Genomic DNA, 21,605 nt, shown 5'->3' on the forward strand with positions numbered 1-21,605 from the left:
TGTATCGGTCCAAGGCAGGGCATTTGAAGGAGGCTAGGCCACGACCGAGATGGCCGTCGCACCATCAGTTAAGGTCTGGTCAGTGCGACAATCCTGCCATGTTAGTCGAGAAAAACGTTCCCCTCCAAGCTTTTAACTCCTTTGGCGTAGTCGCCAAAGCCCATGCTTTAGCACGTATCGCAAGCGAAGATGATGTCATCGCGCTGATGGCTGCATCTGCCTGGGGTGAGGGTGGGTTGTTTGTATTAGGCGGTGGCAGCAATATTGTGCTTACCGGTGACGTGAAGCCCCTAGTGCTCAAGGTCGAAATCAAAGGCCGTGCGTTGGTAGATGAGAGCCCCAAGCATTTCATCGTAGAAGCGGGTGCCGGTGAAAACTGGCACGATTTCGTTGCGTGGACCTTGGCCCAAGGGTATCCGGGGCTGGAGAACATGGCCTTGATTCCGGGTACGGTGGGCGCTGCGCCCGTGCAAAACGTCGGGGCTTATGGCGTCGAGTTGCAAGACCGTTTTGAGTCTTTGGACGCCATGGATCTGTACACGGGTCAGGTCTTTACGCTGAACGCAGCGCAGTGTGCTTTTGGTTACCGCGATTCAGTATTTAAGCATGGTGGGCCGATAGACACTAACTCGCCAGCCAACGCCGGGCATTTGGCGCTAGGACTCAAAAACAGAGCCTTGATACTGCGCGTTCGATTCGCTCTGCCCAAAGTGTGGAAGCCTGTACTGGGCTATGCAGATATTGAAAAGAAAATGCTGGAACACGGCTGCGACGCACCTACCGCACAGCAGTTGTTTGACTGGGTGTGCGAGGTGCGCCAAGCCAAGCTGCCTGATCCCAAGCGCATTGGCAATGCCGGGAGCTTCTTTAAAAACCCAACGGTCAGTGCAGAGCAGTGCGCTGACATCATTGCCCGCGACCCGAAAGTGGTCCACTACCGGTTGACAGATGGATCGGTCAAGCTCGCGGCAGGGTGGTTGATTGATTCCTGTGGTTGGCGCGGCAAGTCGGTGGGCCAAGCGGGCGTCTATGAGAAGCAGGCGCTGGTGCTGGTGAATCGTGGTGGTGCGACTGGGGGTGAAGTCATGACGCTAGCCAAGTCGATACAGACCAGTGTCTATGAGCGCTTTGGCATTATGTTGGAGCCAGAACCAGTGGTTTTGTAGTGCAGCACTTAGTTAGGCAGCGTGATGTACTTCTGCATGGTCTCTCGAAACAGCGCTGCATTGACTGGTTTTGACAAAAAGTCGGTGGCGCCGGCGTCTAATGACTGTTGGCGCGCCTCGTTCATGACATCTGCGGTCATGACGATGATTGGCACCTGACCCTTCGGGCTCGGCATGGCACGTATACCGCGGGTTGCGGTCAAGCCATCCATCACAGGCATGTTGATGTCCATGAGCACCAGGTCAAAGTCCGCACCCTCCATTTTTTCGAGCGACTGCTGTCCGTCGTCGCAAAACGTGGCGTTGCAATTGAATCGCTTCAGCAAGGCCCCCATCAGTTTTTGATTAACTGGGTGATCCTCCACAACCAACACGCGTGGTTGCTGTGAATCTAGGGTCTGGACGAGAGTGGAGGAGGCTGGTGGTGTAAGGGCCGCAGCTGGGGCAGGCGGCTTGGTCTGCGCACTTTGGGCTGCTGGTACTGCGGGGGCCTGTCGTTCTGTGGCAGGTGCTGCGATGGAGACTAGGGGCAAGGTTAATGTGAACGTGGAGCCTTGACCAACAGTGCTTGTTACCGTTATGTCGCCCCCCATATTGCGGGCCAAGGTGCGTGATATCTCTAAGCCCAAGCCGCTGCCGGAGTACTTGCGATTGGCGTTATCGTCAATTTGCTGGAAGCGTTGGAATAGCTTGTTCAGGCCCTGCGCAGACATGCCAATGCCGGTATCTGTTACTGCGCATGAGAAGTCGAACTGCCCCGGCCGGTTAGTGCTTGGCGCACTGGAGACGGCTAAAGTGATCGAACCACGTTCCGTGAACTTGATCGCGTTATTGATCAGATTGAACAGAATCTGCTTGACCCGCTTGCTGTCAGTATTGACCCACTGCGGCATAGATTCGGGGCGGGTGACGTGGAATTGGAGCTTTTTTGCATGCGCTTGGGTCTGCATCAGCGCGTCGACTTCGTCCAGAAGTTGTGGCAAGCACACCGCCGCTGGGCTGATGGCCATCTTGCCAGCCTCCAGCGCGGAGACATCCAAAATGTCGTTGAGCACGGACAGCAAATGCTCACCCGAAGATTGCGCCACTTTGATGTAGTCAGCCTGTTGGCTAGACAGAGGGGTTTCTTCCAACAGCCCTAACATGCCCAACATGCCATTGAAGGGCGTGCGCAATTCGTGGCTCATATTGGACAGAAATTGACTCTTACTTCGGTTAGCACTCTCGGCCAAAACGTTTGCCTCGCGCAGCTCGTGGGTGAGCTTTTCCAGTGCAAGGCGTTCTTGTTCTTGCCGCTTGTGGCGCACAAAGATGGCTGCCGCCGCTCCTAGCAGCATCATGAGTTGGGCGAGAGTCAGTGCAATGACCTTGTTGCTTTGTGCGAGTAATGCTCCGTTTTGCGCAGTGAGTTGGTTGGATACCAAGTTGCTGGCTTTTGCAGCCAACTCTTGGACATCAACGCCCATGCTATTGAGCGGCTCTTGCAGGCTACGTAAGTCAGAGATTTGGAGCGGCGATTTCGCAAAAATGGGATCAGCTAAGCGCACAAAGCTGTTGAGTTGCTCCATAGCCTTGTCGTAAATCGGCAGGTCATGCATAAGGCCGCCGGTAGGCCCGTCGCGCACCAAGGCAATGCGACTCACAAAAATGTCATATCGCAAAACCAAGTTGTCGAGATCCGGTGCCGCTTTGCCATTGACGGCAACATCCAGCATGTGCCTTAAGCGCAGGTATTCACGATCTAGCTGAAAAGCCACATAGGAGAGGGCATCGACCTGTTCTGCCTGGCTTTTGCGAATAGCAGCACCTTGGTTAATTTGAAGCACCAAGAGAGCTGCCATGGCACAGGCCATCACCGCAGTGACTAGCGACAGCCAAAGCAAGTAGCGTCGGCTGTCTTTGCGGGGCGACATACGCCGCTACTGCACGTCAATCGACTTAAGTTGCCATGCCGAGCGCTCGTAGTAGGTATTGTTTTGAAGCTCTTGCTTTGTGTCGTAGGGGTACACAATAAACAGTGGTCCTTTGGTGCGCACCGGGATGGGCTCCCCATTCATTTTGTGGGCCAGCAACATGTCGTATTTGGTGGCGTCTTGAACGGGAATGTCCGTCTTAAAGTCGTTCAAAGCAGCTGCCTTGAGCGTGGTACCACTGGCCTTGGCAGCAGCCAAGACGTCACGCAACAATGGGCCTGTGAACTTGATGGGCTGCTTGTCCCAAGGGGTTTGGGTGGTGTACGTGCGTTGCGGGAGTTTTTCCAACATGTCCAAGTCGAACTCGGCATTGGCGCCCGCATTTTTTTCTCCCACTTTGCCGGAGATGGTCAGAATGACTTTTCCCTTGGCCGGCGGTAGGGCTGCTGCAGGCAGCATTGCACCGACTAAGGCGGCGGCAAAACTGGCTTGGATGAGCTGACGAAAAAGATGTTTCACTAGTCACTCCCAAAGTAACGATGGAGTGACTAGTTTCTCGATTGCTAGAGCGAAGTCAAGGCTTTTTTGCAGTCAGACGGAGCAACTCGCTGCCCATGCTGTTTGCCAGTAAACCTGTGTTGGCGTAGACACCCAGTTTGGCGCGGGTGTCTACGATGTCTAGGTTGCGCATGGTCAGCTGGCCAATGCGGTCCAAGGGGCTGAATGGCGCATCTTCCACCTTTTCCATGGACAAACGCTCGGGAGCGTAGGTCAGGTTGGGGCTTTCTGTGTTGAGCAAGGAGTAGTCATTGCCGCGGCGCAGCTCCAAGGTCACTTCGCCCGTAATCGCACTGGCCACCCAGCGCTGCGCGGTTTCACGCAGCATGAGGGCTTGCGGATCGAACCAACGGCCTTGGTACAACAAGCGGCCAAGTTTGCGGCCGTTGTCTCGGTATTGTTCGATTGTGTCTTCGTTGTGAATGCCAGTGACCAAGCGCTCGTAGGCAATAAACAGCAGTGCCAAGCCTGGAGCTTCGTAGATGCCTCGGCTTTTAGCTTCGATGATGCGGTTTTCAATCTGGTCGCTCATGCCCAAGCCGTGGCGTCCTCCAATGCGGTTGGCTTCCAAAATCAGGCTAACCAAGTCGGGGTATTCGACGCCATTGAGCGCCACCGGGCGGCCTTCTTCAAAGCGAACCGTGACTTCTTCTGCCTTGACCTGGACTTCGTCTTTCCAAAATGCCACACCCATGATCGGGTTTACGATTTTGATGCCGCTGTTGAGGTGTTCCAAGTCTTTGGCTTCATGGGTGGCTCCCAACATATTGGAGTCGGTGGAGTACGCTTTTTCAGCGGACATCTTGTAACCAAAGCCTGCTTGGGTCATGAACGCAGACATTTCTGCGCGGCCACCCAGTTCGTCGATGAACAACTGATCTAGCCAGGGTTTGTAGATCTTGAGCGCGGGGTTGGTCAACAAGCCGTAGCGGTAAAAGCGCTCGATGTCGTTGCCTTTGAAGGTGCTGCCATCGCCCCAGATGTTGACATCGTCTTCCTTCATGGCTGCGACCAGCATGGTGCCCGTCACAGCACGGCCCAGCGGCGTGGTGTTGAAGTAAGTCGCACCGCCGGTTGAGATGTGAAACGCACCACTTTGCAGTGCGGCGATGCCTTCTGCGGCCAATTGGCTGCGGCAATCGATCAAACGGGCTTTCTCGGCACCGTATTGCATCGCTTTGCGGGGAATTTCATCATAGTCCGCTTCATCGGGCTGGCCCAAGTTGGCGGTGTACGCATAGGGCAACGCGCCCTTGAGCTTCATCCAGTGCAATGCAGCGCTGGTGTCCAGGCCGCCGGAGAAGGCAATTCCTACTTTTTGGCCTTTTGGTAAATGCTGAAGAATGGTGCTCATGGAAGTCTTTGGTTTAGTGGGTTGGTTGAGTCAGCAAAGCTGCTGCGGTCCGTGCTGGCTGGGCTGAAGATCAGCCGAAATGGCAGATGTAGTGGTACGCCTCGGTCACGCGGATGTCAAACTTGGATTGGCCGGGCACGCTAAAGCGGTGTCCTGCTGCGGAACGCTCCCATGTGTCGCTGCCATCTAGTTTGTACTCGCAGCTTCCTGCCACGCATTCCATGATTTCGGGGGCGCCCGTGTTGAATGTCAAGGTCGCTGGCAACACCACACCCACCGATTTTTTGGTGCCATCGGGAAAGGTGATTCCGTGGCTCACGCACTTTCCGTCGAAATACACGTTGGCTTGGGTGGCGACGGTCACGCCGTCAATGTGGGTAGTGCTCATGGGTGGTGCAAGTGCGAAGTAAGGTTGAACAAAAAAGGCGTCGCGCGAATGGGTGTCATGGCGCGGCCATTGATTTTAGGGCAGCTGCAATGCGAAGCTTTCTGGCTTAAATCCCACGGTAATAGAGCGGTCAGCCCACATAACCACCGGGCGCTTGATAACGCTGGGGGTGGACACCATCACCGCGGCGGCGGTTTGGGCATCTACCACGCTGGCTTGCACGCCGGCATCTAGCTTGCGCCACGTGGTACCTTGGCGGTTGAGCAGCTTTTCCCATCCCACAGCGGCAAGCCACTGTTCCAATTCAGGTGCTGGGACGCCTAGTTTCTTGAAATCATGAAACTCATAGGCGATGCCGTGGTCGGTCAGCCAAGTGCGGGCTTTTTTGACGGTGTCGCAGTTCGGGATGCCAAACACGCGTGCGGGTGAGGTGCTAGAGGAAGAAGTCATGGCGTAATCATGCCAGCACTGGGTCGAATGCCGACAAAACGCCCCAGTCGCAAGGTGCGCGACAATGGCGCCCAGTATGAAAACCCAACCCTCCACATTGAACGAGTGGCTCGCGCACTGCGAGCATTTGCATCCCACCACCATCGACATGGGCTTGGACCGGATACGCGCCGTAGCGCAGCGCATGCAGCTGCGCTTTGATTGCCCGGTGATCACCGTGGCAGGGACCAATGGCAAAGGTTCCACCTGTGCCATGTTGGAATCCATCTTGGGGCAAGCGGGATACCGCACTGGGGTGTTCACCTCGCCGCACTTGGTGCACTTTGAAGAGCGCTTGCGCTTGCTAGGTCAGGCAGTAAACGCTACTGATTTGATAGCGGGCTTTGCAAGCGTGGAGAGCGCCAGGTGCCAAAATGGCCTTGAAATATCGCTGACCTACTTTGAATTCACCACCTTGGCGATTTTGGAGACGATGCGCCATAGCAAGTTGGACGTGGCCATTTTGGAAGTGGGCTTAGGCGGGCGGTTGGACGCGGTCAACATTATTGACGCCGATTGCGCAGTGATCACCAGCATCGACTTGGACCACATGGAGTTGCTGGGCCCTGACCGTGAATCCATCGGCCGCGAGAAAGCCGGCATCATGCGCACGGGCCGCCCGGTGGTCGTGAGCGATCCGCTACCTCCACAGAGCGTGCTGGACCATGCGTTGGAAATTGGCGCTGATCTCTGGCGCGTGGGGCGCGACTTCAATGTGTCTGGGGACAAGCAGCAATGGGGCTGGGCAGGAAGAGGGCGCAGATACAGTGGTCTCGCCTATCCGGCACTGCGAGGAGCCAACCAGCTAGTCAATGCGGCAGGAGTGCTGGCAGCCTTAGCTGCTGTACGGGAGCGTTTGCCGATCACAGCGCAAGCCGTGCGCAGCGGTTTTGCCTTTGTAGAGCTGCCTGGGCGCTTTCAGATCATCCCTGGGCAGCCCACTTTGGTGCTGGATGTGGCGCACAACCCCCATTCCGTGGCCGCCTTGGCTGCCAATTTAGATGCCATGGGCTACTTTCCCACCACGCACGCCGTGTTTGGCGCCATGGCCGATAAAGACTTGGCGCCCATGTTGGCCAAGGTCAATCCACTGATAGACCGCTGGTACTTTACCGACTTGCCCACGGGCCGAGCCGCCACGGCGCAAAGCTTGATGGCCCAGTGGCAGGCACAAAACACCCGTAAAGACGCCAGTGGTGCATGTTTCGAGAGCCCGGCGGCAGCATTGCAGGCCGCCATTGCCGCGGCAGACCCCACTGATAGAATCGTCGTTTTCGGGTCCTTCTACACCGTTGGAGGTGTTTTGCAAGAGGGCATCCCCCGGCTGCACGCAAAACATCTGAACTCCTGAGTCACCCAGTCATGGCCTTTTTTAAGTTTCGCAATGGTGGCGATGAGCAAGCGTCCCCCCCTCCCACGACTGAAAGCGTAGAGGCCATGCGCAAGCGGGCTCGGCACCGTTTGATTGGAGCCGCCGTGCTCGTGCTGGCTGGGGTCTTGGGTTTTCCTCTGCTGTTTGACAACCAACCGCGTCCCATGGCGGTGGATATTCCGATCGAAATTCCTGACAAGGCCAAGGTAAAGCCGCTCGCGGTGACCCCTCCGGCGGCAGCCACACCTGTCAGCTCAGGCAGCGTGGAAACAGTGGTTACCGCTGCTCCGGTTGTGCCGGCAAGCAAGGCGACCGACAAACCCAGTGAGAAGCCGCCAGAAAAAACGCCAGTTGTCGCTGATACCAAGCCATCTGCGCCCCCCGTGGACCCCAAACCAACGGCCCCCGCAGCTGCCCCCGCCAGTAAACCAGCAGATGCTGGCTTACCTCGGGTGGACGACGGCGCTAAAGCCCGTGCCCTGCTAGAGGGTAAAGAACCTGAGAAGAAGACCGAGGATGTGCTAGGTCGGTTCGTGGTGCAAGTCGGCGCGTACTCTGATGTGCTCAAGGCCCGCGAGGCCCGCGTGAAGCTTGAGAAAGCGGGCCTCAAGACCTATACCCAAGTGGTAGAACCTAAGGAAGGCAAGCGGATTCGTGTGCGTGTGGGCCCGTTCGAGTCCAAAGCGGAGGCTGAAAAAGCAGCGGAAAAGATCAAGAAGCTGGATCTGCCTGCTTCTGTTTTGGAGCTGTAAGGGCCGCGTGGGATGCCAACCTTAGATTGGGTGTTTGTTGGGATTCTGTGCGGCTCCATGCTGGTCGGGGCTTGGCGTGGGCTGGTTTATGAAGTTCTTTCGGTGCTCAGCTGGCTTGCTGCTTTTGTCTTGGCGCAATGGTTTGCCCCGCTTGCAGCAACATGGTTACCACTTTCCGGCGCGGCTGAGCCGGTGCGCTATGCCGCTGGCTTTGTGCTTGTGTTTGTGGTCTCTATATTTGTGGGCAGTTTTCTCGCTTTTTTGATTAAGAAACTGGTGTCAGCTATCGGTTTACGGCCTGCAGACCGCTTGTTAGGCGCAGGTTTTGGCTTGGTGCGCGGGGTCGTCTTGTTACTGGCGGTTACCGTGGTGGTCGGTATGACGCCTTTGAAAAGTGGGCAGTGGTGGCAAGAAGCCTTGGGCCCGAGGGTGGCGCAGACTGTGCTGTCCGTACTAAAGCCAGTACTGCCAGAAGATTTTGGAAAATACTTACCTTGAATGGGTGAAAACTTATGTGTGGAATCGTTGGTGTAGTTAGTAAAACCCCCGTCAACCAGCTGATCTACGACGCTTTGCTTTTGTTGCAGCATCGCGGCCAAGACGCTTCCGGCATCGTGACGCAGCAAGAACGCAAGTTCTTCATGCACAAGGCCAAGGGCATGGTGAAAGATGTGTTTCGCACGCGCGATATGCGCTCCTTGCCTGGCAACTGCGGCTTGGGGCAAGTGCGTTATCCCACGGCTGGCAATGCCTTTAGCGAAGAAGAGGCACAACCCTTCTACGTGAATGCACCGTTTGGCATTGTCTTGGTGCATAACGGAAACTTGACCAATGCCAAGGCGCTGAAGAGTGAGTTGTTCTCCGCCGACCATCGCCACATCAACACCGAGAGTGATTCCGAGGTTTTGCTCAACGTGCTCGCCCACGAAATCGAAAAAACCACGCGTGGCTTACCTTTGCAGGCCGCTGACTTGTTTGCGGCGGTGGGCAATGTTCATAAACGCGTCAAGGGCTCTTACGCTGTGATTGCCTTGATTGCCGGGCACGGCATGCTGGCGTTTCGTGATCCCTTTGGCATTCGCCCACTGTGCATGGGCCGCAACGAAGAGAGCGTAGTGTTGGCCAGCGAGTCTGTCGCACTGGAAGGTACGTCGCATCAGTTTGAACGCAATATCGAGCCTGGTGAGGCAGTGTTCATTGACTTGGAAGGGCACGTGCATTCGCATCAGTGCGCCCAAGCGCCAAAGCTGAATCCGTGCATTTTCGAGTACGTGTACTTGGCGCGTCCTGACTCGGTAATGGATGGCATCTCTGTCTACCAAGCGCGTTTGAACTTGGGCGAGTCTTTGGCCAAGCGCGTGATCTCGACCGTGCCACCCAACGAAATCGATGTGGTGATCCCCATTCCAGAGTCCAGCCGTCCGAGTGCTGCGCAACTTGCCCAGTTGCTGGGCTTGCCCTACCGTGAAGGCTTTGTGAAAAACCGCTACGTAGGTCGAACCTTCATCATGCCTGGTCAAGCGGTACGCAAAAAGTCTGTGCGCCAAAAGCTCAACGTCATTGCCAGCGAATTCAAGGGCCGCAATGTGTTGTTGGTCGATGATTCCATTGTGCGCGGCACCACGAGCCGCGAAATTGTGCAAATGGCCCGTGATGCAGGAGCCCGCAAGGTCTATCTCGCGAGCGCCGCACCTCCTGTTCGCTACCCTAACGTGTATGGCATTGATATGCCGACCAGTGATGAACTGGTTGCGCATAACCGGACCGTGGAGCAGATTCGCGAAATCATTGGCTGTGATGCCTTGATTTACCAAGACGTGGATGGCATGAAAAAAGCCATAGGTACGCTCAATGCCAAGATTGCCGGATTCGACGCCTCTTGTTTTGATGGGGTGTATGTCACCGGTGACATTACCGCTGACGACATCGCTCGACTCAGCGCAAGCCGGGTAGGTGGCGACGAGAGCCAAGAAGACCGCTCGCGCCTAGCCTTGCCAAATAGCGCAGATTAATGGACACATCTCAATGACGATTGAAAACTTAAAGCCGGAAGAGGCTCGCACCCTGCACCGAGACACGTTGGCTGTGCGTCTCGCTATGGAGCCTAGCCAATACGGCGAGAACTCTGAAGCACTGTTTTTGACCAGTGGCTATGTGCAGAGCAGTGCAGCGTCTTCCGCTGCGCGGTTCGCGATGGAAGAAGAGGGATTCACCTACTCACGCGTTGGCAACCCTACGGTGTCGAGTATGGAGATGCGACTCGCCGCGCTGGAAGGTACACAAGCAGCGGTTGCCACTTCTACCGGCATGGCCGCCATTTTGTTATTGGGCATGGGGCTTTTGCGTGCCGGTGACCATGTGGTGTGTTCACGGTCGGTGTTTGGTTCGGTCATCCCATTGTTTAGCCGTGAGTTTGCGAAGTTTGGTGTTGAAACCACGTTTGTGGCTCAAACCGATGTGGCCGCCTGGAAGGCTGCCGTACAGCCCAATACCAAGTTACTGTTTGCCGAAACACCTACGAACCCCTTGACCGAAGTCTGCGATATCCAGGCGCTGGCGGATATTGCCCATGGGGCAGGGGCTTTCTTAGCCGTTGACAACTGTTTTGCCACACCCGTATTGCAACGGCCTGTGGAGTTAGGCGCTGACTTCATCATCCATTCCGGCACCAAGTTTTTGGATGGGCAAGGGCGCGTAATGGCGGGTGCGATTTGTTGCACCCAAAAGCACCGTGACGAAGTGTTCTTGCCGATCCTGCGGACAGCGGGCATGGTGTTGGCTCCGTTCAATGCATGGGTCATTCTTAAAGGGATGGAAACTTTGGCGCTGCGGGTTAAGGCCCAGTCAGAGAATGCACTTGCGCTCGCCAAATGGCTGGAGGCGCAACCCCAGGTGGCTCGGGTGTTTTATCCGGGCTTGGCATCCCATCCTCAGCACGCTTTGGCCATGCGCCAGCAAGGCGGCTGTGGCGGTTCCGTGCTCTCATTTGAGGTGCGCGCGAGCGACCCCGAACAAGCGCGTAAGCGCGCTTTTCATGTGCTCGATAGCATGCAATTGCTCTCGCTGTGCACAAACCTGGGTGACACCAAGACCTTGCTTTCTCACCCAGCAAGCACCTCGCACGGACGCCTAAGTGAGGACCAACGCCTAGCCGCTGGAATTAGTCAAGGCTTAATCCGCGTCTCGGTAGGCCTAGAAAACATTCACGACATTAGCGCGGACCTGTCGCGCGGACTCAACACACTTTGACATGACAAAAACTCGTACCCGCTTTGCACCATCGCCAACAGGTTTTATTCACCTTGGCAACATCCGATCGGCTTTGTACCCATGGGCGTTCGCCCGCGCGACAGGTGGCGACTTCATTCTTCGTATTGAAGATACCGATGTGGAGCGTTCCTCTCAGGCGGCGGTAGACGTCATCATTGAAGGCATGGCTTGGCTTGGTTTAAGCCACGACGAAGGCCCGTTCTACCAAATGCAGCGCATGGAGCGCTACAAGGAAGTATTGGCTGACATGCTGACCAAAGGCTTGGTTTACCCCTGCTATATGAGTGTTGCCGACCTAGACGCTCTACGCGAGCGCCAAATGGCCGCCAAAGAAAAGCCACGCTATGACGGCACTTGGCGCCCCGAACCCGGCAAGACTTTGCCACCTGTACCCGAAGGCGTGCAACCTGTGTTGCGCTTCAAGAATCCACCGACTGGTTCTGTGGTGTGGGAAGACAAAGTCAAAGGCCGCGTAGAAATCAGCAACGATGAGTTAGATGATTTGGTGATTGCACGCCCAGCACCTGCAGGTGAGTTGGTAGGTACGCCCACCTACAATTTCTGCGTGGTGGTCGACGACATGGATATGGAGATCACTCACGTCATTCGCGGGGATGACCATGTCAACAACACCCCGCGTCAAATCAACATCTTCTATGCCTTGGGCAAAACACCTCCGGTGTACGCCCACTTGCCTACCGTCTTGAATGAGCAAGGCGAGAAGATGAGCAAACGCAATGGCGCTAAACCTGTCACCGCCTACGCAGCAGAAGGCTACTTGCCCGACGCCATGGTGAATTACTTGGCACGCTTGGGCTGGAGCCACGGCGATGACGAGATTTTTAGCCGCGCCCAATTTCTGGAGTGGTTCAATTTAGACCACCTCGGACGTAGTGCCGCCCAGTTCGATGAAGCCAAGCTGCGTTGGGTCAATGCCCAGCATTTGAAAGCGCTTGATGGCGCAACGCTAGCGCCTTTGGTCAACGCGCACTTGCAGCAAAAAGGAATCGAATCTGACGGGCGCTTGGCGCGCCTGTGTGATTTGCTCAAAGACCGTTGCGACACGACGGTGGCGTTGGCGGATTGGGTGGCACGGTTCTACGCAGATGTTTCGCCTAGCGCGGACGATATTGCGTTGCATGTCACAGACGCGGTCAAACCTGCGTTGGCGCTATTGGGTGAGAAGCTCAAAACTTGTGCGTGGGACAAAGCCAGCATCAACGCCACTATTAAGGAAGTACTGGCTGCCCACGGCTTGAAGATGCCTCAGCTGGCAATGCCTGTACGCGTGTTGTTGTTGGGTACCGCACAGACTCCATCCTTGGATGCCGTGCTTGAATTGTTCGATCGTGAAAAAGTTTTTGAAAGATTTGCCAAAGTCTGATTTTTGACGCTATAATTTGAGTCTTGGAAACGCAGCATGTTATTAAAAACAACTTGCTAAGTTAAGGGGGTATAGCTCAGCTGGGAGAGCGCTTGCATGGCATGCAAGAGGTCAGCAGTTCGATCCTGCTTATCTCCACCAACGTTTTCAAACGGATTAGTCCAAGGTTTTGACCCCATCGTCTAGAGGCCTAGGACATCACCCTTTCACGGTGAGTACCGGGGTTCGAATCCCCGTGGGGTCGCCAAGTTTGCTGAAAAGCATACGAGGTGCAAGTTGGTAACAGCTGAGTAAAATCAGCGACTTGGCTCGAAAGAGTAAATGTTGCCACTACCAGGAGTGGTAGTTCAGTTGGTTAGAATACCGGCCTGTCACGCCGGGGGTCGCGGGTTCGAGTCCCGTCCACTCCGCCAAATTAGGTAAAGCCGCTACAGACGTAAGTTTGTAGCGGCTTTTTCTTTTTCTGCTTTGGTCCGGCACTTGGGACAAGCATGTCCGACGTTCTATTTCACAACTTCCTGCAGTGCGGGGGGCGTTTCGTTTCCATTAGTCTTTAGCTTGCGCGGTGCTTGTTTGTCTGTTTAACAAGCCAGTCGATAGTGCTGTTCCCACCACAATCACGATCCCGGATAGTGCCATTTGGGAGGTGAGGGTTTCACCCAGCAGGGTTACTCCATACAGGATGGCGAAGACAGGAATGGCAAATGTGACTGATAGCGCCCGTGCTGGGCCTGCCCGCTCAATAATTCGAAAATACAACATGTAGGCAAGTCCTGAGCACAGCACACCGAGTGCGACCGCCGCCAACCAAGCGCGAGCGCTAACTGCTTGCTCTGGCCACAGGTAGATAGAGATGGGTAACAGCAAAAGGGCTGCGCCAAACTGACTACCCGTGGCTGATACCAAGGATGGAACCCCATTGAGGTAAACCTTGCTGGCGCTGGCGGCTAGCCCATAGCAAATGCAGGCCACCAAGCAGGCAAGCACCGCCAAGGCGCTGGAGTGACCAGAGGCATTCGGTTGAAAACTCACTTTGTCCCATGCTAGCAGCGCTACTCCGCAAAAACCAATCAGTAAGCCCACTATGCGCGTTCCATTGGGCCTATCTTTTAGCCAGAGCCAGGCCACAATCGCACCAAAGAGCGGGACGGTCGCGTTCAACAAGGACGACAACCCTGTTGAGATTGACAGCGATGCATAGGTGAAGCAGGCAAAAGGAATTGCTGAATTCACGACGCCGATGGCAAACGTTTGTCTCCAATGGGATAGCAGGTTTCTGCCTTGGCCTCGTGCGAGCAATATGGGTGCTAGGAAGATAGCACCCACGCTAACGCGCACTCCTGCAGCGGGTAATGCTCCAAATTCGATAGCGGCGATGTGCATGAACATGAACGACGAGCCCCAAATAGCGGCAAGCAGGACAAAGTCCAGAATCCATTGCTTAGTTTGGGAGGTGTTGGGCATCGTAGTTGTAGTTCATTTCACGGTTTGCGCAGGTGCTGAGTTCCTAGCTATTGGTGACGCATAGCCACCTGTGGGGTGTCCGTTTCTGGATAGTTACTGCTTCAAGGCGTCTTCGTGCAGTAAGAGTTCGCGCTTACGGTCTAGACCACCCGCATAGCCGGTGAGGCTCCCGTCGCTGCCAAGCACCCTATGGCACGGCACCAAAATGCTGAATGGATTTCGGCCGACTGCGGAGGCCACAGCTCGAACGGCCAAAGGCTTGCCAATGCCTTGGCTTAACTTCCTGTAACTCACGGTCGTACCAGAAGGAATGGATAACAGTGCGCGCCACACTTGCTGCTGAAACGCTGTACCGAGATCTAGTTGAAGTGGCAGATCAAATCTTGACCTCGCTCCCCCAAAGTACTCATCCAGTTGCTCGGCACACGCTTGCAAAATCGGATCGCTGCTCGATGTCGGCCAAGCACCGGGGTCAGGTTGGTGTTTTTGTCCGTCAAACCAAACACCCACCAATTGGCTATTTGATGCAGCCAATGTCATCGAGCCCAGGCGGCTGTGGTACCGGCTACGTAGGGTGTTGGGAGAGTGCTTCATCGTATTGTCTCGAAAGTACTTGTAGAAATTGCGCAGGATGCTATGCGTTGCATAGCAAGCGATGTCATAGCGTGCGCTCCACAGTGCTGTTGCCCAGCGCTGCCCACGCCCGCACGACTGCGTAGCTGCGCCATGGCCGCCACTTCTGCGAAGCCAATTCGGCTGCAACCGCAGGATTCTTGACTTGCCGCACACCAAGCGACGATTGCAGGGCGACGTCACCAGCGGGAAACGCGTCAGGCCAACGAAGCGCTCGCATGGCAATGTAGTTGGCGGTCCACGGGCCTATGCCCGGCAAAGCCTCCAGTTGGGCCATGGTGCTGGATACGTCAGCGCCAGCGCGAAGCTGGAGCCGGTTGTCGCTAACAGCTTGTGCCAAACCAAGAATCGCTGTCTGGCGTTGACGCACGATACCCAGTTCACCGAGCGCGCCACCGTCGGCGTGTGCCAACACGTGCGCTGTAGGAAATAAGCGGTTCAGTCCCACGTGTGGAGTACTGATAGCTTCTCCAAAGCGATTGGTGAGCCGTTCAATTAAGGTGCGTGCGGCGGCAACCGTGATCTGCTGACCCAATATGGCGCGCACCCCCAGTTCGAAGCCGTCAACCGTTCCAGGTACGCGCAACCCCGCACCCAGAGGAAACTGCACGCCCACGGCGTCATGAATGGGCTGGGGATCAGCATCTAGGTCAAACAGGCCTTTGAGGAGTTGCAAAACCGCCGGCAGCACCGGCGCCAACGATTGGCTGATCTGGAACTCTACGCTGCACCGTTCAAGTGCAAACATGGCGCTCACCCAGCCCGTGAAGTGGGTGCTCCCATGCTGAACTTGGAGAGTGCGCGCATAGCTGCGCCGCGCAACATCAACTACCTCCAGCCCAGCAATGCTTCGGGTGGCAAAAAACTGGAGTATGGCGCCCACGTCATAAGGGGGGCGATAACAGGCGCGCAACTGCAAAGCTGGTGCCTCCCCATCAAGAAGAGCGTGGCGATTTGGCTTTACTGGCTTTTGGGGACTCAAGGCCGTGGCAGGCACTCCGCTGTGTTTACGCAGTGAGCGTGGTTCCATGCGGTAATGCGCAGAAAAAGCTGTATTAAAGCTACGCACACTCGCGAAGCCGCTGAGCAACGCCACCTGTGCAATGGGTAGGGGGGTATCGGTCAGTAACTGTTTCGCGTTGAGTAGCCGCCGGGTTTGCAAGTATTGCAAAGGTGATACACCCCATTGCGCTTCGAAAATGCGCCGCAGGTGTCTTTCACTCACCCCTAAACGGAGCGATAGATGGCCGATGGAGAGCACTTCCTCACCATTGCTCAGCGCCGTATCGAGCAATAAGGCGGCCTGACGCGCCAAGATACTGCTGGCATCTTGCACCGACCAAGGTGCCATGGACATGGGACTGGCGGAAGGAGATAGTTCTGGGCGACAGCGCAAACAGGGCCTAAACCCGGCGGACTCTGCTTGGGCAGCCAGATCAAAAAAGCGGCAATTTTCCTGCTTGGGCGCGCGCACTCTGCACACGGGGCGGCAGTAGATGCCGGTGGTCGTTACCGCAGTAAAAAACCTGCCATCAAAGCGTGCATCCTTCGTTTGCACAGCGAGGTAGCGTGCATCATGGTCTGGAGTACCGTGCAAGTTGGTCATGGCGTGATGATACGCAGTGAGTCCCATAAAACTAGCCAATTTCGGACATGCGAATCCGATTGCGTGCCGCCTACAATTGCCAACATGCCGTGCGGACTGCTCTTGGGCATGGCTAACAAACCAAAGGGACCTCATGAAAATTGCACCATCGATATTCAAAGCGTATGACATCCGGGGCGTCGTGCCCACCACGGTGACCGAAGAGATCGCCTTAGGCTTGGGACGCGCGTTTGGCACCATGGCCAGAGCAGAAGGACAAACTACCGTGGCCGTCGGCCGTGACGGTCGCTTGAGTGGTCCCATGCTGGCAGAGGCTTTGATGCGTGGTTTGGAGGAGGCTGGTGTTTCTGTGATTGATGTTGGTATGGTGACGACTCCCATGCTGTACTTCGCGGCCAATACCTTGTGCGAAAGTGGCATTCAAGTAACCGGAAGCCATAACCCTCGGGACTACAACGGCTTCAAAATGGTGCTGGGTGGACGGGCTATCTATGGCCAAGAGATTCAAAATCTGCGCACCACCATGGAAAAAGAGAGCTGGAAGCTGCAGCCCTCTGGTCCCCGTCAAATGGTCAATGTGCTCCCCGCGTACACCGCACGCATTGTGGGCGACATCAAACTTGACCGCCCTATCAAGATCGTGGTGGACTCTGGCAATGGGATTGCAGGAGCGTCAGCCCCTGACATTCTTCGCGCCATCGGGTGTGAAGTGCAAGAGCTGTTTAGTGATGTTGATGGCAACTTCCCCAATCACCATCCAGACCCCAGCAAACCCGAAAACCTGCGGGATCTCGTGGCCGCCTTGCAGGCGGGCGACGCAGAACTGGGCCTGGCTTTTGACGGTGACGGTGACCGCCTTGGGATTGTCACGAAAGACGGCGCCACCATTTACCCCGACCGACAAATGATGTTGTTTGCGCAAGACGTGTTGTCACGCGTGCCTGGTGGCACTATTATTTTTGACGTGAAGTGTTCTCAGCGTTTGGCACCTGCCATTGAAGCGGCCGGTGGCGTGCCCATGATGTACAAAACCGGACACTCACTGATCAAAGCGAAGATGCGCGAAATTGACTCCCCCTTAGGCGGGGAAATGAGTGGCCACATATTCTTCAAAGAGCGTTGGTATGGCTTTGACGATGGCACCTACGCGGGTTGCCGTTTGTTGGAAATTGTGAGCAAGGCCGCAAACGCTAGTGCGGTGTTGAATGCTTTGCCCACTAGCTTTTCCACGCCAGAGTTGAATGTGCCATGTGCGGAAGGTGAGCCCCACGCCTTGGTGGCCCAGTTGGTGGCTAAAGTGGCATTCGAAGCGCCTGCAGTACTCAACACCATCGACGGTTTGCGCGTTGATTGGCCCGATGGCTTTGGCTTGGTGCGCGCGTCCAACACCACTCCAGTCCTCGTGCTGCGTTTTGAGGGGCACACCCAAGCAGCGCTGGACCGCATTCAAGCCGCAATGTTGGGTTTGCTGCATTCGGTCAAACCAGACGCCCATATTGAGCAAGCAGCGCATTGAGGCGAGCCGGCGTGAAGGTTTTGATTGTCAAGCTGTCATCGCTCGGCGATGTGGTGCACGCCATGCCAGCGGTACAAGACTTGCGTCGCGCTTTGCCGGGAGTCACCGTAGACTGGGTGGTTGAACGTGCCTTTGCGCCCTTGGTGAGTCGCTGTGAAGGGGTGCGTCGCATCGTCCCTTGCGACCTCAGGCGCTGGCGCAAGGCCCTGTGGAGCGCGCAGACCCGCCAAGAATGGCGCGCTTTCAAAGCTGATCTTCAGCAAGAGCAGTACGACGCCGTCATTGATTTGCAAGGCTTGACCAAGTCTGCCTTGGTGGCATGGTTGGCGCGCTTGGCCCCCCATGGCAAGCGCTATGGCTTGGCCAATCAAACGGAAGGTTCTGGGTATGAAGCGCCGGCGCGCTGGGTGGCGCATACAGCCATCACGCTAGAGCCGCATGTGCATGCGGTACAACGTGCGCGGCTGCTGTGTGCAGAGGCCCTGGGCTACGCAGTGGAAGGCCCACCGTTGTGTGGTCTAAAGCCAGGTGTACAAGCCGCTTTGCCGCCGGTGTCACTGCCTGCATTGGCACCTTTGTCGGTCAACAAGCACAATGCTTTTGCGCCAAGAATGCCGACGGTGGCCCTCGTGCATGGCACATCCAGAGCCGATAAGGCGTGGCCTCTGGACGCCTGGGTGGCCGTAGGGCAACGTTTGAACCACGCGGGCTTTACGGTCGCATTGGCGCACGGGTCTGTGGCTGAGCGCAAGACCAGTGAGTTGATTGCCGCGCAACTCGAACACACGTGGATGTGGCCCCTCATGCCCTTGGACAGCTTGGTGGACACCATGGCCCACTGCGCGGGTGTGATTGGGGTGGACAGCGGCTTAAGCCATGTGGCCGTGGCATTGAACCTTGCCCATGTGCAGATTTACAACTTTGATACGGCGTGGCGCACCGGCCCCCAAAGCAGTCGCCAGCTCAGCGTGTTTGCAGCTCCACACCCTGATGTAGAAACCGTCTGGGCCGCGTGGGAAAGCTTGGGCACGCCCGTCTTATGCCAATGACGCGCTACGCTGCTAGCTGGGCAGAGCGCGTCACGCTGTGGGCCTACGGCCTTGTGATGTCGGCAGCGCAGCCCTTGTTGGCGCGCAAACTGAGCAAGCGCGCCTTGGCCGAGCCCCTGTACGGGAGGAACATCGCGCAGCGTTGGGGCTATTACGCAGATCCCATCGACTCAAGTCCCTCGGCAAGCGGGAGTGCCTACGTGTGGGTACACGCCGTGTCTCTTGGGGAAACACGGGCGGCAGCGGTTCTGGTTGGGCAGTTGCGTGAGCGCATTCCCGGCATGCGCCTTTTGTTGACGCACGGCACAGCGACAGGGTTAGCACAAGGCCAGAGCTTGCTGCAAGAAGGGGATAGGCAGGTTTGGCAACCGTGGGACAGTCCGAAGGCCGTAGCCCGTTTTCTGGCGAACTTTCAGCCCCAAATGGGGGTGTTGATGGAAACCGAGGTCTGGCCCAACCTCATTGCTGCTTGCGCCCAAGCGAACGTTCCCCTCTACTTGGTGAATGCCCGGCTCAATGAAAAGTCGTACAGCCAAGCCCTGCGATTTGCCTGGCTGGCACGGCCCGCCTACGCTGCACTGGCCGGAGTCTGGGCACAGTCCGCGGACGATGCGCAAAGGCTGGCCTCGCTAGGTGCTGCAGTGCAGGCCGTGGAAGGGAACTTTAAGTACGATGCCACCCCCGATGCCACGCAGTTGGCACGCGGTCGCACTTGGCGTCTGGGCCATAAGCCTGTGCTCATGTTCGCAAGTTCGCGCGAGGGCGAAGAGCAAATGCTCTTGAGTGTTTTGGAGGAAAATGTGTCAAATACGCCGATGGATAAAGCGCATTTGGCTATTAAAAAGATAGCATGCTTGGGGGTTCAGTTGCTGATCGTCCCCCGGCACCCGCAGCGTTTTGAAGCGGTGGCGCAGTTGTTTGAAGCTGCGGGTCTGCGTGTATCGCGGCGCAGCACATGGACCCAGGCGCCGGCAGAAGCAGACGTGTGGATCGGTGACTCGGTAGGTGAGATGGCCTTGTACTTCGGCTTGGCCCAGGTTGCTTTGCTGGGGGGGAGTTTTGCACCCTTAGGGGGGCAGAATTTGATTGAAGCTGCGGCCTGCGGCTGCCCTGTGGTGATGGGGCCGCATACCTTTAACTTTGCGGAGGCAGCAGAGGTATCGCTGGCCGCGGGTAGCGCGTTTCGCGCTGAGCACCTGCAAGACGCCGTTCACCTAGCAAGCGACTTGTTGCACCACGCAGACCGTTTGGAGCAGAGCACCCAAGCTGCGCTGGCTTTGTGCCATGCGCACCAAGGCGCTGCTGCGCGCACGGCCAACGCACTTAGCGCACGCTTACTTCACTAGCTGACTGGTGACCTCTTGCAGGTCGGCTACGCTGAGAGTGCCATTGGCTTGGCGCAATTTGAGCCCACCCAAAAGAACGTCGTAACGGGCTTTGGCAAGCTTGGCTTTGGTGTCAAACAATTGGCTCTGCGAGTTGAGCACATCAATATTGATCCGCACACCCACTTGGTAGCCCAGCTTATTGGCATCCAAGGCACTTTGGCTCGACGCCTCAGCCGCCTCTAGCGCCTTGACCTGGCCTAGCCCCGACAACACGCCAAAGTACGCGGTGCGCGTAGTTTGGGCGATGGTGCGCGTGGCTGCCTCTAGGTCTGTGCGTGCCTTGTCTTCCAAGGCCAGGGTTTCGCGGATCTTGTTTTGCGTGGAAAAGCCAGTAAACAAAGGCAGAGTCAGTGTCACGCCCAGCGAAGCGGTGTTACTGACCGTGTCTGCATTGGGATTACTACCAGAAGCAACTCCATTGTTGTTGACCGACCTGTAGCTGGCTTTGAGGTCCACCGTAGGCTTGTGCCCGGCTTGGGCCTTGTTCGTTTCGAGCTTTGCGACTTCCAATGCGGTTTGTAATTGTTTGATGGTGGGATGCTTGTCTAGGGACTGACTCACCCACTCGTTCACATCCGCGGGCGTCAAAGTGGCCAACGCTATGGGTGTACTCACAGGTTTGGGCTTCGCGTTGCTTAAGCCGGTAAGCTGGTTCAGAGCGATGCTTTTGACCTGCAGGTCGTTCTCCGCAGCGAGTTCTTGGGCGGTTACCAAATCGAAGCGCGCCTGGGCTTCGCGGGTATCGGTAATGGTCGAGGTGCCGACTTCGAAGTTACGTTTCGCAGAAGCCAACTGTTCAGCCACAGCAACCTTTTGGCTCTTGACGAATGCCAGGCTGTCAGAGGAGGCTAAAACATCAAAGTAGGCTTGGCTGATGTTGATCATCAGCGTTTGCTCCGCGGCGCGCAGTGCTGCCTCAGCTGCTTGCACGGCTTTCTTGCCCTGCTCAAAGCTGGCCCAGTTGCCGGGTGAATACAAGGGCTGCGATGCAGTCAACGTAGCATTTTGATTGCCGTAACTGCGTTGTGGCGTGGGAACTTCTTGGCTAGAACGTTCTGCACCTAAAGTCAGTAGGACGGTAGGCAGCACCAAGGATTTGGCTTGGTCGCCCTTTGCCACACTTGCTTCGTACTGCGACTTGGCGGATTGATAACTTGCGTCGTAGCTACGCGCAGCTTCATGCAGCTCCGTCAAACTTTGGGCGTGAACCGTCATGGACAAGCCGGCGGCCATAGCGGCAAGCAAAGGGAGCAAGGAGCGACGAGTATGGGCAGTGGAGCGTGACATGGGAACTCTCAAAGGT

General features: G+C 56.4%; 19 protein-coding genes, 3 tRNA genes and 1 pseudogene. 13 read left to right on the forward strand and 10 right to left on the reverse strand.

Annotation, left to right across the window (positions count from 1 at the left end):
* Positions 1 to 98 precede the first annotated feature (98 nt).
* A complete protein-coding gene (gene murB, locus EXZ61_RS06620; RefSeq protein WP_142810230.1) occupies positions 99 to 1,166 on the forward strand; it encodes a UDP-N-acetylmuramate dehydrogenase in 1,068 nt (355 codons plus the stop codon).
* Positions 1,167 to 1,174: 8 nt separating this feature from the next.
* Here murB and EXZ61_RS06625 read toward each other — a convergent pair whose 3' ends face one another.
* The 5 genes from EXZ61_RS06625 to EXZ61_RS06645 all read right to left on the reverse strand — a co-directional run bounded on the left by EXZ61_RS06625 (position 1,175) and on the right by EXZ61_RS06645 (position 5,829).
* Positions 1,175 to 3,079 carry an ATP-binding protein gene (locus EXZ61_RS06625; RefSeq protein WP_142810232.1) on the reverse strand — a complete coding sequence of 635 codons (1,905 nt, stop codon included), beginning with the start codon at positions 3,077 to 3,079 and terminating at the stop codon, positions 1,175 to 1,177.
* Positions 3,080 to 3,085: 6 nt separating this feature from the next.
* Positions 3,086 to 3,598, reverse strand: a complete 513-nt coding sequence (locus EXZ61_RS06630) for a putative pterin-binding protein (RefSeq protein WP_237219112.1) — start codon at positions 3,596 to 3,598, stop codon at positions 3,086 to 3,088.
* Positions 3,599 to 3,653: 55 nt separating this feature from the next.
* Entirely contained in the window at positions 3,654 to 4,991 is a 1,338-nt protein-coding gene (gene argG, locus EXZ61_RS06635) for an argininosuccinate synthase (RefSeq protein WP_142810234.1), read from the reverse strand.
* A 70-nt stretch (positions 4,992 to 5,061) separates the two neighbouring features.
* Positions 5,062 to 5,379, reverse strand: a complete 318-nt coding sequence (gene ppnP / locus EXZ61_RS06640) for a pyrimidine/purine nucleoside phosphorylase (protein ID WP_142810236.1) — start codon at positions 5,377 to 5,379, stop codon at positions 5,062 to 5,064.
* Between the two features lie 75 nt (positions 5,380 to 5,454).
* A complete protein-coding gene (locus tag EXZ61_RS06645; RefSeq protein ID WP_142810238.1) occupies positions 5,455 to 5,829 on the reverse strand; it encodes an ArsC family reductase in 375 nt (124 codons plus the stop codon).
* Positions 5,830 to 5,905: 76 nt separating this feature from the next.
* Here EXZ61_RS06645 and folC point away from each other — a divergent pair, with 76 nt between their 5' ends.
* From folC to EXZ61_RS06690, 9 genes are all read left to right on the forward strand, one after another.
* On the forward strand, positions 5,906 to 7,219 hold the full coding sequence (folC, locus tag EXZ61_RS06650) for a bifunctional tetrahydrofolate synthase/dihydrofolate synthase (RefSeq protein ID WP_142810240.1): 1,314 nt from the start codon (positions 5,906 to 5,908) through the stop codon (positions 7,217 to 7,219).
* A gap of 11 nt (positions 7,220 to 7,230) precedes the next feature.
* Positions 7,231 to 7,992 carry an SPOR domain-containing protein gene (locus EXZ61_RS06655; RefSeq protein ID WP_142810242.1) on the forward strand — a complete coding sequence of 254 codons (762 nt, stop codon included), beginning with the start codon at positions 7,231 to 7,233 and terminating at the stop codon, positions 7,990 to 7,992.
* Between the two features lie 12 nt (positions 7,993 to 8,004).
* On the forward strand, positions 8,005 to 8,490 hold the full coding sequence (locus EXZ61_RS06660) for a CvpA family protein (protein WP_142810245.1): 486 nt from the start codon (positions 8,005 to 8,007) through the stop codon (positions 8,488 to 8,490).
* A 14-nt stretch (positions 8,491 to 8,504) separates the two neighbouring features.
* Positions 8,505 to 10,004 (forward strand): amidophosphoribosyltransferase, encoded by a 1,500-nt coding sequence (purF, locus tag EXZ61_RS06665; RefSeq protein WP_142810247.1) that lies wholly within the window; start codon positions 8,505 to 8,507, stop codon positions 10,002 to 10,004.
* Positions 10,005 to 10,017: 13 nt separating this feature from the next.
* On the forward strand, positions 10,018 to 11,241 hold the full coding sequence (locus EXZ61_RS06670) for an O-succinylhomoserine sulfhydrylase (RefSeq protein ID WP_142810249.1): 1,224 nt from the start codon (positions 10,018 to 10,020) through the stop codon (positions 11,239 to 11,241).
* 1 nt (position 11,242) lies between these two features.
* On the forward strand, positions 11,243 to 12,646 hold the full coding sequence (gltX, locus tag EXZ61_RS06675; RefSeq protein WP_142810251.1) for a glutamate--tRNA ligase: 1,404 nt from the start codon (positions 11,243 to 11,245) through the stop codon (positions 12,644 to 12,646).
* Between the two features lie 65 nt (positions 12,647 to 12,711).
* Positions 12,712 to 12,787, forward strand: a tRNA-Ala gene (locus EXZ61_RS06680).
* Between the two features lie 30 nt (positions 12,788 to 12,817).
* Positions 12,818 to 12,893 (forward strand) — tRNA-Glu (locus EXZ61_RS06685).
* A gap of 89 nt (positions 12,894 to 12,982) precedes the next feature.
* Positions 12,983 to 13,059, forward strand: a tRNA-Asp gene (locus EXZ61_RS06690).
* 133 nt (positions 13,060 to 13,192) lie between these two features.
* Here the strand turns inward: EXZ61_RS06690 and EXZ61_RS22485 are convergent.
* The 4 genes and pseudogenes from EXZ61_RS22485 to EXZ61_RS06705 all read right to left on the reverse strand — a co-directional run bounded on the left by EXZ61_RS22485 (position 13,193) and on the right by EXZ61_RS06705 (position 16,349).
* A complete protein-coding gene (locus EXZ61_RS22485) occupies positions 13,193 to 13,678 on the reverse strand; it encodes a DMT family transporter (RefSeq protein WP_342590578.1) in 486 nt (161 codons plus the stop codon).
* A 69-nt stretch (positions 13,679 to 13,747) separates the two neighbouring features.
* Positions 13,748 to 14,110, reverse strand: a pseudogene (locus EXZ61_RS22490) (EamA family transporter); the annotation flags it as partial.
* Between the two features lie 93 nt (positions 14,111 to 14,203).
* A complete protein-coding gene (locus EXZ61_RS06700; protein ID WP_142810256.1) occupies positions 14,204 to 14,704 on the reverse strand; it encodes a methylated-DNA--[protein]-cysteine S-methyltransferase in 501 nt (166 codons plus the stop codon).
* A gap of 64 nt (positions 14,705 to 14,768) precedes the next feature.
* Positions 14,769 to 16,349 (reverse strand): DNA-3-methyladenine glycosylase 2 family protein, encoded by a 1,581-nt coding sequence (locus tag EXZ61_RS06705; protein WP_142810257.1) that lies wholly within the window; start codon positions 16,347 to 16,349, stop codon positions 14,769 to 14,771.
* Between the two features lie 133 nt (positions 16,350 to 16,482).
* Between EXZ61_RS06705 and EXZ61_RS06710 the strand changes: the two genes are divergently transcribed.
* From EXZ61_RS06710 to EXZ61_RS06720, 3 genes are read left to right on the forward strand one after another with little or no spacing between them, the layout of a single operon-like run.
* A complete protein-coding gene (locus EXZ61_RS06710) occupies positions 16,483 to 17,865 on the forward strand; it encodes a phosphomannomutase/phosphoglucomutase (protein WP_142810259.1) in 1,383 nt (460 codons plus the stop codon).
* Between the two features lie 11 nt (positions 17,866 to 17,876).
* Positions 17,877 to 18,914, forward strand: coding sequence for a lipopolysaccharide heptosyltransferase I (gene waaC, locus EXZ61_RS06715; RefSeq protein ID WP_142810261.1), 1,038 nt, complete (start codon positions 17,877 to 17,879; stop codon positions 18,912 to 18,914).
* Positions 18,905 to 20,260: a 3-deoxy-D-manno-octulosonic acid transferase gene (locus EXZ61_RS06720; protein ID WP_425353612.1), complete on the forward strand. Its 1,356-nt coding sequence runs from the start codon at positions 18,905 to 18,907 to the stop codon at positions 20,258 to 20,260. Before waaC ends, EXZ61_RS06720 begins: the two co-directional genes overlap by 10 nt.
* Here the strand turns inward: EXZ61_RS06720 and EXZ61_RS06725 are convergent.
* Complete coding sequence (locus EXZ61_RS06725) at positions 20,249 to 21,589, reverse strand: TolC family outer membrane protein (RefSeq protein WP_142810263.1); 1,341 nt, start codon at positions 21,587 to 21,589, stop codon at positions 20,249 to 20,251. The two genes, EXZ61_RS06720 and EXZ61_RS06725, sit on opposite strands and share 12 nt — an antisense overlap.
* Between the last annotated feature and the right edge of the window lie 16 nt (positions 21,590 to 21,605).

Source organism: Rhodoferax aquaticus (genome assembly GCF_006974105.1).
In the GTDB taxonomy this organism is placed as follows: domain Bacteria; phylum Pseudomonadota; class Gammaproteobacteria; order Burkholderiales; family Burkholderiaceae_C; genus Allorhodoferax; species Allorhodoferax aquaticus_A.

Excerpts from the sequence above, each read along its gene's own strand:
- EXZ61_RS06670 (WP_142810249.1), top strand. The coding sequence starts at position 10,018 with ATGACGATTGAAAACTTAAAGCCGGAAGAGGCTCGCACCCTGCACCGA.
- EXZ61_RS06660 (WP_142810245.1), top strand. The coding sequence starts at position 8,005 with ATGCCAACCTTAGATTGGGTGTTTGTTGGGATTCTGTGCGGCTCCATG.
- purF (WP_142810247.1), top strand. The coding sequence starts at position 8,505 with ATGTGTGGAATCGTTGGTGTAGTTAGTAAAACCCCCGTCAACCAGCTG.
- EXZ61_RS06725 (WP_142810263.1), bottom strand. The coding sequence starts at position 21,589 with ATGTCACGCTCCACTGCCCATACTCGTCGCTCCTTGCTCCCTTTGCTT.
- EXZ61_RS06705 (WP_142810257.1), bottom strand. The coding sequence starts at position 16,349 with ATGACCAACTTGCACGGTACTCCAGACCATGATGCACGCTACCTCGCT.
- gltX (WP_142810251.1), top strand. The coding sequence starts at position 11,243 with ATGACAAAAACTCGTACCCGCTTTGCACCATCGCCAACAGGTTTTATT.
- EXZ61_RS06645 (WP_142810238.1), bottom strand. The coding sequence starts at position 5,829 with ATGACTTCTTCCTCTAGCACCTCACCCGCACGCGTGTTTGGCATCCCG.
- EXZ61_RS06625 (WP_142810232.1), bottom strand. The coding sequence starts at position 3,079 with ATGTCGCCCCGCAAAGACAGCCGACGCTACTTGCTTTGGCTGTCGCTA.
- EXZ61_RS06700 (WP_142810256.1), bottom strand. The coding sequence starts at position 14,704 with ATGAAGCACTCTCCCAACACCCTACGTAGCCGGTACCACAGCCGCCTG.
- EXZ61_RS06710 (WP_142810259.1), top strand. The coding sequence starts at position 16,483 with ATGAAAATTGCACCATCGATATTCAAAGCGTATGACATCCGGGGCGTC.
- ppnP (WP_142810236.1), bottom strand. The coding sequence starts at position 5,379 with ATGAGCACTACCCACATTGACGGCGTGACCGTCGCCACCCAAGCCAAC.
- EXZ61_RS06655 (WP_142810242.1), top strand. The coding sequence starts at position 7,231 with ATGGCCTTTTTTAAGTTTCGCAATGGTGGCGATGAGCAAGCGTCCCCC.
- EXZ61_RS06720 (WP_425353612.1), top strand. The coding sequence starts at position 18,905 with ATGCCAATGACGCGCTACGCTGCTAGCTGGGCAGAGCGCGTCACGCTG.
- murB (WP_142810230.1), top strand. The coding sequence starts at position 99 with ATGTTAGTCGAGAAAAACGTTCCCCTCCAAGCTTTTAACTCCTTTGGC.
- argG (WP_142810234.1), bottom strand. The coding sequence starts at position 4,991 with ATGAGCACCATTCTTCAGCATTTACCAAAAGGCCAAAAAGTAGGAATT.
- folC (WP_142810240.1), top strand. The coding sequence starts at position 5,906 with ATGAAAACCCAACCCTCCACATTGAACGAGTGGCTCGCGCACTGCGAG.